This is a genomic window from Candidatus Methylomirabilota bacterium (assembly GCA_036002485.1).
GTDB lineage: Bacteria > Methylomirabilota > Methylomirabilia > Rokubacteriales > CSP1-6 > AR37.
Genome location: DASYTI010000185.1, coordinates 1 through 8,727, shown reverse-complemented (window position 1 = coordinate 8,727; position 8,727 = coordinate 1). Strand labels below are relative to the sequence as shown.

The following is an 8,727-nucleotide window of genomic DNA, read 5'->3' as shown; positions in this document are numbered from 1 at the left end:
CGGTCTGAAGCCAGTGGAGGAAGCCGAGGCTCACGCGCTTGGCGTCCTGGAGCGCCTGCGCCTGCTCGAGCGGCGATCGGTCGAGGATGCTCTGGTCGCGATAGTCATTGCCCGGCCAGTTGATCATGCTGATGTCGTTGGCGTAGCCGATGCCGGAGGGAAAGAGGCTCGCGTCGATGAGACGGCGATAGGTCCAGAGCCCGCCCTTGGTCCCGGGCGCCTGCTCGAGCACCTGGTACTCGAGCCATCTCGTCTCCTCACCGTAGATCTCGCCGCCGTGGACGTGGATGCGGAGCGAGTAGGGCTGGCCGTCGCGGTAGTGCTCGTAGCGCTCCGGCCGCGGGATCACGTGAGATTGGCCGGGGCCGGTGTTCTCGAGAACGAAGGTATAGGTGAAGCTCTGGACGCAGTGGGGCTTGGGCTCGAGAGGCTGCGCGTGGGGCTCGCCGGTCTCGGCCTTGGTCTCAGCGCCGACCACGTACTCCGCGCCCGCCAGCGGCAAGAGGTCGCCGAGCTCGGTGGCGTCGATGACGATGCGGGGACGGATGCGAGTCCAGCGGCGATCGTCCAGGTCGACGGCCATGACGCTCTCGATGCGATCCTGGGAGACTTCCGCCCGCGCGGGCTTGGTGCGCGTCAGAAGCTCTAGCCGACGGGCGTCGACATGAGGCGCGGCCATGCCGAGGAGCGCTTCGACAGCCACGCGCGCCTCGAAGGCCAGGCGGGTGACCCAGCAGCTCCCCGGGTTCGGGTGCTTGGCTGAGGCGAGGGCGGGCGAGAGCCGGCGGTAGCGATCACGGATCGCCTCGCGAAGGGCGTAGTAGCTCCGCGTCCCCCCGAAGCGCTCGATGTGCTCGTGCTCATCGAGGGCGGAGACGCCCTGCGCCGTGAGCTGGCCGCCTATCCAGTCCGTCTCCTCGAGGAGGCACACGCGGCGCCCGGCGCGCGCGGCGGCCAGGGCGGCCGCGATGCCGCCCGTCCCGCCCCCCACGACGAGGACGTCGCAGAGCCGCTCCTCGACACTCCCGCTCGGCTCGCCGCACTCCACCACCACCGCGCCGGGATTACCCGTCGCCCGCACCGCCATCACGTCGAGGAGAGCCGTCATGGCAGCCGTCACGCGCCGAGATAGAGCTTTCGAACCACGTCGGTCTTCTGCAGATCGGCGGCCGTCCCCTGCAGCGAGATGTGCCCAGACTCGAGCAGATAGGCGCGGTCGGCCAGCTCGAGGGCCATGGCGGCGTTCTGCTCCACGAGCATGATCGTGAGCCCGCGGCTCGCCAGCTCGCGAATGGTCCGCGCGATCTCGCTGACAACAATAGGCGCGAGCCCGAGCGAGGGCTCGTCGAGGAGCAGAGACCTGGGCTGCGCCATGAGCCCGCGACCGATGGCCAGCATCTGCTGCTCGCCCCCGGAGAGCGAGCCCCCACGCTGGTCGCGTCGCTCGCGCAGGCGGGGGAAGAGCTCGTAGACGCTCTCGAGGTCCCCGTCGATCGCGCCGCGGTCCGGCCGCTGGTAGGCGCCCATCCTGAGATTGTCGAGGACGGTGAACTTCGGGAAGATCTGCCTCCCTTCAGGGACCAGCACCAGGCCGCGCTGGACACGCTCGAAGGGCTGGAGCCGCGTGATGTCCTCGCCCAGGTAGCGGACGCGTCCGGCCGATGGCTGCTTGAGCCCGGCCATGACCCGGAGGGTCGTGGTCTTGCCGGCGGCGTTGGGGCCGATCATGGACACGATCTCGCCGCGGTTCACCGCGAGGCTCACGCCGTGAAGGACGTGCACCTTGGCGTAGTGGCAGTCGATCCCCTCAAGCTCGAGCATGGCCCGCTCCGAGGTACGCCTCGATCACCGCCGGCTCGTTCAGGACCTGCTCGGGCGGCCCCTCCGCGATCTTCCGGCCGTAGTTGAGCGCGATAACCCGGCCGGCCAGCCCGCGGAGAAAGCCGATCTTGTGGTCCACCAGGCACAGCGTCGTGCCGGCGGCGTGAACCTTGTCGAGGACGGCCTCCAGGTTGCGGATCTCGTCACGCCCGAGACCGGTGGCCGGCTCGTCGAGGAGCAACAGCTCGGGCTCGCACATGAGAGCCATGGCGATGCCGAGCATCTTCTCCTCGCCGTAAGAGAGGTTGCCCGCGAGCTGCCGCGTGGCTCCGCCCAGGTTGCAGAGGGACAGCACCTCGGCAACCCGCTCGGCCAGACGGCGCTCGACGTCCCGCGCGGCGCCCACGACCTCGAGCGCGCGGCGGAGGCCCAGCTCACGCTTGAGCTTCAGATGGCTCGCCACCTGCACGTTCTCGAACACGCTCAGCTCCGCGAAGACCTGCGGATTCTGGAAGGTCTTGACCACGCCTTGCCCGGCGATGATATCCGGCCGCAGGCGCTGGATCTCTCGCCCCTTCCACAGCACACGCCCGGAGGTGGGAGTCAGGAGCCCCGCCATCATGCTCAACAGCGTGGTCTTGCCGGAGCCGTTGGGGCCGATGATGCCCACGATCTCGTCGGGCTCCACGGTGAAGGAGACGTCGTCGACGGCGATCAGGCCGACGAAGCGCTTGGTGAGCCCGCCCACCTCAAGAGACACGCCGTGACCTCCAGGCGTTGAGGGTGCCCACGATGCCTCGAGGCATCACGAGAATGGTGAAGATCAGGATGGCGCCGTAGAGAACGGCGCGCAGCTCGGCCCGGAGATCGATGGCATGCGGCAGGCCCGTGAGCACCAAGGAGCCCACGATGGGCCCGGTGAGGGTGCCCTGGCCGCCCAGCAGCACCATGGCCAGCACCTCCATCGACTGGTTGATGCCGAGGTAGCCCGGGTCGATGTACCCCGTGTAGTAGCCGTAGAGCCCACCGGCGAACGAGGCGAGGGCATTGCCGATGGCAAAGGACAGGAGCTTGTAGCGGAACACGTTGATCCCGAGGGTGCGGGCGAGGTCTTCGTTGAGGCGGATGGCGCCGAAGCAGCGCCCCATCCACGACCGGAGACAGCGGGAGCAGATCAACACCGTGACCGAGAGGCAGACGAGGGTGAGGTAGTACCAGGCGATGGGCCCCTTGATGGGGACCACGCCGCTCCCCGGCCAGTAGATCGTCGGCTTGCCCGCCACCACGAGGCCCAAGGTGCCGTTGGTGACGCTGTTCCAGTTCATGACGACGAGCCGGATCATCTCCGAGAAGGCAAGCGTGACCACGGCGAAGTAGAAGGTCTTGAGCCGGAACTTGAAGCAGATGCTGCCCACGACCACCGCGAGGACGACGGCCGCCGCCGCGGAGGGCAGGGTGGCCGCCCAGAAGGGCAGCCCCGCGTGGACGGCGAGCAGATGGGTCATGTAGGCGGAGACGCCGAAGACAGCCGGGTGAAACATCGAGAGCTGGCCCGTGAAGCCGAAGATCAGGTCGAACGTCACGGCGAGGATGCCGTAGATGAACGTGAAGATGAAGATGGTGAGCAGGAAGTCGCTCCGCACGAGGAGGGGCAGCGCGTACAGCGCGCCCCAGAGGAGCGCCTGGCCCGTCATTCGTCGCCGAACAGGCCCGCGGGCCGGAAGAGCAGGATGGCCACCAGCACGGCCAGGCCGTACGCGTCGCGGAAGGCCGTGGGGAGGAGGATGGAGCCGACGCCCTCGATGACGCCGAGGATCACCCCGCCCCACAGCGAGCCCATGAGGCTGCCGATGCCGCCCAGGATCGCCGCCTCCATGCCCTTGAGCACGTAGACGCCCCCCATGGCGGGCTCGAGCGAGTAGAGGCTCGCGTAGAGGGCGCCCCCCAGCCCGGCCAGCCCCGTCGAGTAGAGCATGACGGCGGTCTCCAGCCGGGGAGTGTGCACGCCCATCAGCATGGCGGCTTCCGGGTTCTGCGCGTAGGCGAAGGCGGCGCGTCCTAGCCAGGTGCGGGCCAGGCCCAGGTAGGTGGCGACGATGACGACCACGATGACGGCGAAGACGACGAGCTTCATCTTGGGCAGGCCGATGTCGCCCACCCGCAGCGCGCCCGGGAGGACGAAGTGCATCTCGACGGGCGTGGCCGTCCACAGGAGCATGGCCGCGCTCTCGAAGATGGAGATGAGGCCGATGGAGACGAGGAGTCCGTTGACGAGGTTATTGCGAGTGAAGCGGAAGAAGGCCTTGTTGGAGAGGTACCCGGCCGCGGCGGCCACGAGGCATCCAGGCACCACGGCCACCGGGTAGGGGAGCCCGCCGCGCTCGGCGAGCGCGTAGGTGGCATAGGCGCCGATCATCATGAACTCGCCCAGGGCGAAATTCACGATGCCGGTGATCCCGAACGTCAGCGTGATACCAAGTGCAATGATGCCGTACATGGCGCCGATGATCGCGCCGTTGAGGACCTGGCCGAGAACGAGCTGCGTCACGGACTATTCACTGGCGCGCGTTCGTCATCGTCCGCCCCCTCACCCTACCCTCTCCCCCGATGGGGGAGAGGGATGATAACAGCGTCGCCATCTTCGTTCGATCCCTCTCCCCCACTGGGGGAGAGGGCAGGGTGAGGGGGAGCACGTGCGCGCGCATGATCCGAGCTGGATGGGGTTCCGTGATCTCCTGCGGGGTCAATTCGGGTTGATGTGCGTCACCTCGAGGGCGCCGCCCTTCTTGAGCCGGACGACGTCGAAGTTGAAGATGGCCTCGCCCTTGTCGTCGAAGCGGATCTTCCAGAGCCCGTCGTAGGTCATGGACATGAGCGCCTTCTTGACGGCGGCGGGGTCGTCGACGGTGCCGGCCTTCTTCATGGCCTCGACCAGCATGTAGACGTGGTCGTAGCACGAGGCCGAGCAGAGGGGCGCCTGATCGTACGGGAAGTCGCGCTTGTAGAAGTCCTTGTAGGCCTTGATGAACTTCGCCACCTTTGCGTCCTTCTTCTCAGCCTCCTCGAAGTACTTGGGGACATAGACCATGTACTCGTCGAGGCCGTCCTTGTTCTTGAGCCCCGGGCCGAGGGAGCCGCGCACCAGGAAGAACTTCTTCAGCTGGCCGGCCTCCGTGGCCTGCCTGACGATATCGTAGAGGTAGGAATCGGCGTAGCTGGGGAAGAGGAAGTCGGGCTTCCAGGCCGCGACCTTGGCGAGGACCGCGGAGAAGTCCTTGGTGCCGGGCTCGAAGTAGTCGAGACGATACTCGATCCCCTTCTTCTTGAACATGGGCACATAGATGTCTTCGAGCACCTTGCCGCCCTGGTCGTTCTGGAACAGCATGGCGATCTTCTTGGCGCCCGTGGTCTTCACCAGATTGTCCACCATCAGCTCGCCGAAGCCGTTGCCGCCCGCGTCCCAGTTCCACGTGCGCATCAAGAACTCGTGGCCGGGGGTGCCGACATAGTCGTGGATCCGCGTCGCCCCGCCCCACATCAGGACCTTGCCGTTGAACTCGGCGGCGTAGGGCCGAATGGCCAGGAAGACGTTGGAGAGAAAGGGTCCGAAGATGTACTTCGCTCCGTCCACCTCGATCAGGCGCTTGAGCTGGACCGTCGCTTCCTTGGGCTCGCCGCGGGTGTCCAGGGCGATGAGCTGGATCTTGTAGGTCTTGCTCCCGACCTTGAAGCCGCCCGCCTTGTTGATCTCGTCCACGGCGAGGGCCGTGCCCTGCGAAGACATCCAGCCGTAGATGGCGTTGGCGCCCGTCTGCGCTTCGATCTGGCCGATCTTCACGATGTCCTGGGCGCGCACCGAGGTCACCGCGAGCCCGAGTACTACCAGTATGAAAACCGCGCTGTTTACAATGACGCCTCGTCTCGGACGGGTCATGTCGATCTCCTTTGATCTCATGGGGCGATTCGCTATCGGAGAAGCCGCTTGGCGATGATCTCTTTCATCATCTCGGACGTGCCCGAGGCGATGGTCCAGAGCCGCACGTCGCGGAAGAACCGCTCCACGGAAAACTCCCGCATGTACCCGTAGCCGCCGTGGAGCTGGACCGCCTGGTACGCGACCCGGTTGGCCACCTCGGTGCCGAAGAGCTTGGCCATGGAGACTTCGGTGACGCAGTCCCGCCCGGCATTGTAGAGCCCCGCCGCGTGGTACACGAGATGCCGCGCGGCCTCGAGCTCCGTGGCCATCTCCGCCATCCGGTGCCGCAGGGCCTGCTTGTCGCTCAGCGGACCGCCGAAGGCGTGGCGCTCCTGGATATATTTCTGGGTGTCCTCGAGCGCCTGGGCCGCGCCCGAGAGCGCCAGCACCGCGGCCATGATCCGCTCGCGCTGGAGCCCGGCCGCGAGCTGCTGGAAGCCGCGCCCCTCGATCCCCAGCAGATTCTCCGCCGGCACCGGACACTCGTGGAAAGCCAGCTCCGCCGTGTCGGAGGCGAGCATGCCCATCTTGTCGAGCTTGCGGCTGACGGTGAAGCCGGGCAGCTCCCGCTCGACCAGGAACATGGAGAGGCCGTCGTGGCGCCGCTCGGCCGTGCCTGGCGCGGTCCGCGCCGCGACGAAGTACAGGTCCCCGTACACGCCGTTGGTGATGAAGGTCTTGTTGCCCGTGAGCAGATATTGGTGCCCTTTCCTCACCGCGCGACAAGACAGGTTCGCCATGTCAGAGCCCGTGCCCGGCTCCGTGATTCCCAGCGCGCAGACGGTTTCCCCGCTGATGATCCCTGGCACGTATTTCCGCTTCTGCGCATCATTCCCGTAGCGTGTGAGCCAGGGCGAGGACATGTCCGTGTGCACCAGCACGCTGAAGGCCACGCCGCCCGATCGACAGCGCGCCATCTCCTCCCCCAGCACCACGCTCGACAGGAAATCGCCGCCCGCCCCGCCGTACTCCACGGGAAACTCCAGCCCAAGGAATCCCACCTCCCCGAGCCGTCGCCAGAAAGACTTCGGGATCCGCCCCGCCGTCTCCCACTCGTCCACGCGCGGCGCGACCTCCTTCTCCACGAAGGCGCGCACGCTTCTCCTCAGCATTTGGTGCTCGTCGGTGAAGAGGCGATGGCTCACGGTGCCCCTATCTCCCTCTCCCCTCTGCGTTCCTCATCCCTCTCCCCTCTGGGGAGAGGGCAGGGTGAGGGGCGACGAAAGCTGCCCTGCTCACTGATCACCCCGCCGGCCCTGACTCATCGATGGCCGGGCACGACGATCTCGAGTCCCGTCCGGGCAAAGGGCATGAAGTGGCTGATGTTGAACGTGAGGAGTGTCGTGTCCTTCGCCCTCCTGGCACACTCGGCGATGATGGCGTCATAGGTTCGGCCGCCGGCGATGCCATCTCGTGGCGCCCGGCGCAGGAGGGCCCGGTAAGATCTCGCCTCAAGCGCGACGATCTTTCCCGTGCTCATGAAGTTCGCTTCCAGGAGCGTGAGAGCATCCGCCGCGGACAGACGGTGGGGCGGTGGCAGTCGGGTGAGTACCGAATATGCCTCGATGAGGGCGGGAGCTGCCACGAGCAACGTGTCGGCGTCATGCAGACGACGCTCGATCTCCGCTCTCGCCCTCTCATGGTGCTCGTGCCACGCGCAGACGGCAGCCACCATGCAGCTTGTGTCGGGAAGAAACGCAGGCACCGCCCTTCAAGCCCGCGGGCTGCGCTCGCGCCTCAGGGTTTGACGAGTCCGCTCGACGGTGTCCGCGCCCAGCGTCGCGACGTCCTTCTCCGGGACCGCGACGAGGAGCCGTCCCTTGCGCACGAGCTTCACGGGCAGGGGGGCGGGCTCGATCTCGATCCGGCCCGCCCGCCACCGCACATCGAGAGGCATGCCGGGGCGTAGGCCCGCTTCCTGCCGGATCTGCTTGGGGATGACGAGGCGCCCGGCGGGGTCAATGGTAGTTTTCATGGCAGACAGATTACCATGTCTCTTCATCCCCGCGTCACTGGATCACCTCATCGGCGCGCTGCAGCAGCGACTGCGGGATTGTGAGCCCGAGCGCCTTGGCGGTCTTGAGGTTGATGAGCAGCTCGAACTTGGTGGGCTGCTCGATGGGCAAGTCGCCCGGCTTGGCGCCTTTGAGGATTTTGTCCACGTACGTGGCGCTGCGGCGGAGCAAGTCGGTGAGGCTCGCTCCATAGGCAATGAGGCCGCCGAGTGCCGCGAACTCCCTGGCGTTGTACATCGCGGGCAGCCGGCGCTTGGCGGCGAGATCGACGATACGTCTGCGTTCATTGAAGAGCATCGAGCTCGGAAACACGATGAGGGCCTCGGCGCGCTCTTTGATCATCGTGGAGAATGCGCGGTCGAACTCGTCGGAACCTCGCACCCCCACGAGTTGAAGTTGCACTCCAAGGGTCCGTGCCGCCGCCTCTGTCTGCTTTAACATGTCTGTCGTCGTGCGCTCGCTGAAGGCGCCGGGGTGCCAGAGGGCAGCGACGCGGGAAACCCTGGGGAGCGCTTCCTTGAGCAGGTCGAGACGCTTGGGGACCAGCTCCGGTCCAAGGAAGGTCAACCCCGTGATGTTCCCACCCGGCCGCGAGAGGCTGGCCACGAGTCCATCTCCGACAGGGTCGCCCATCGCGCCCGCGACAATGGGGATAGTCTTGGTCGCTTGCTGTGCAGCACGGGCCTGGGGCGTACTCCCCGCAACGATGAGGTCGACCTTGAGACGGGCCAGCTCGATCGCCAGATCCGGGAGCCGCTCGATCTTCCCGTCCGCCGCTCGGTACTCGATGACGATGTTCTGACCCTCCACATAGCCGCGTTCGCGTAGTCCTTGCCGGAAAGCGTCGAGGCTTATTCGCGTCTCGGGAGATTCAAGCGAACCGGTCACCAGGAAACCTATCCGTGCGACTTTCGC

The 8,727-nt window shown here is 66.6% G+C and carries 10 protein-coding genes; all 10 read right to left on the bottom strand.

Annotated features, from left to right (window positions below):
* The coding region (locus VGT00_17070) for an FAD-dependent oxidoreductase (GenBank protein ID HEV8533138.1) at positions 1-1,108 on the bottom strand (1,108 nt) is incomplete at its 3' end.
* An 8-nt stretch (positions 1,109-1,116) separates the two neighbouring features.
* A complete protein-coding gene (locus VGT00_17065) occupies positions 1,117-1,821 on the bottom strand; it encodes an ABC transporter ATP-binding protein (protein ID HEV8533137.1) in 705 nt (234 codons plus the stop codon).
* Positions 1,808-2,581, bottom strand: coding sequence for an ABC transporter ATP-binding protein (locus VGT00_17060; GenBank protein HEV8533136.1), 774 nt, complete (start codon positions 2,579-2,581; stop codon positions 1,808-1,810). Before VGT00_17060 ends, VGT00_17065 begins: the two co-directional genes overlap by 14 nt.
* A complete protein-coding gene (locus tag VGT00_17055; GenBank protein ID HEV8533135.1) occupies positions 2,571-3,515 on the bottom strand; it encodes a branched-chain amino acid ABC transporter permease in 945 nt (314 codons plus the stop codon). The genes VGT00_17060 and VGT00_17055 overlap by 11 nt, the downstream gene beginning before the upstream one ends.
* Positions 3,512-4,369, bottom strand: coding sequence for a branched-chain amino acid ABC transporter permease (locus VGT00_17050; GenBank protein HEV8533134.1), 858 nt, complete (start codon positions 4,367-4,369; stop codon positions 3,512-3,514). Before VGT00_17050 ends, VGT00_17055 begins: the two co-directional genes overlap by 4 nt.
* A 195-nt stretch (positions 4,370-4,564) precedes the next feature.
* Complete coding sequence (locus VGT00_17045) at positions 4,565-5,755, bottom strand: ABC transporter substrate-binding protein (protein HEV8533133.1); 1,191 nt, start codon at positions 5,753-5,755, stop codon at positions 4,565-4,567.
* 32 nt (positions 5,756-5,787) lie between these two features.
* Complete coding sequence (locus VGT00_17040) at positions 5,788-6,942, bottom strand: acyl-CoA dehydrogenase family protein (GenBank protein HEV8533132.1); 1,155 nt, start codon at positions 6,940-6,942, stop codon at positions 5,788-5,790.
* A 116-nt stretch (positions 6,943-7,058) separates the two neighbouring features.
* A complete protein-coding gene (locus VGT00_17035) occupies positions 7,059-7,502 on the bottom strand; it encodes a PIN domain-containing protein (protein ID HEV8533131.1) in 444 nt (147 codons plus the stop codon).
* A gap of 6 nt (positions 7,503-7,508) precedes the next feature.
* The gene (locus tag VGT00_17030) at positions 7,509-7,772 is read right to left on the bottom strand and encodes an AbrB/MazE/SpoVT family DNA-binding domain-containing protein (protein ID HEV8533130.1); all 264 of its coding nucleotides are present in this window, start codon (positions 7,770-7,772) and stop codon (positions 7,509-7,511) included.
* A gap of 34 nt (positions 7,773-7,806) precedes the next feature.
* Positions 7,807-8,727 (bottom strand): ABC transporter substrate-binding protein (locus VGT00_17025; GenBank protein ID HEV8533129.1); only part of this gene is annotated, 921 nt, incomplete at its 5' end.

Bases quoted from the DNA above. Each gene is read 5' to 3' on its own strand.
- VGT00_17065 (HEV8533137.1), bottom strand. From the start codon at position 1,821: ATGCTCGAGCTTGAGGGGATCGACTGCCACTACGCCAAGGTGCACGTC.
- VGT00_17055 (HEV8533135.1), bottom strand. From the start codon at position 3,515: ATGACGGGCCAGGCGCTCCTCTGGGGCGCGCTGTACGCGCTGCCCCTC.
- VGT00_17045 (HEV8533133.1), bottom strand. From the start codon at position 5,755: ATGACCCGTCCGAGACGAGGCGTCATTGTAAACAGCGCGGTTTTCATA.
- VGT00_17030 (HEV8533130.1), bottom strand. From the start codon at position 7,772: ATGAAAACTACCATTGACCCCGCCGGGCGCCTCGTCATCCCCAAGCAG.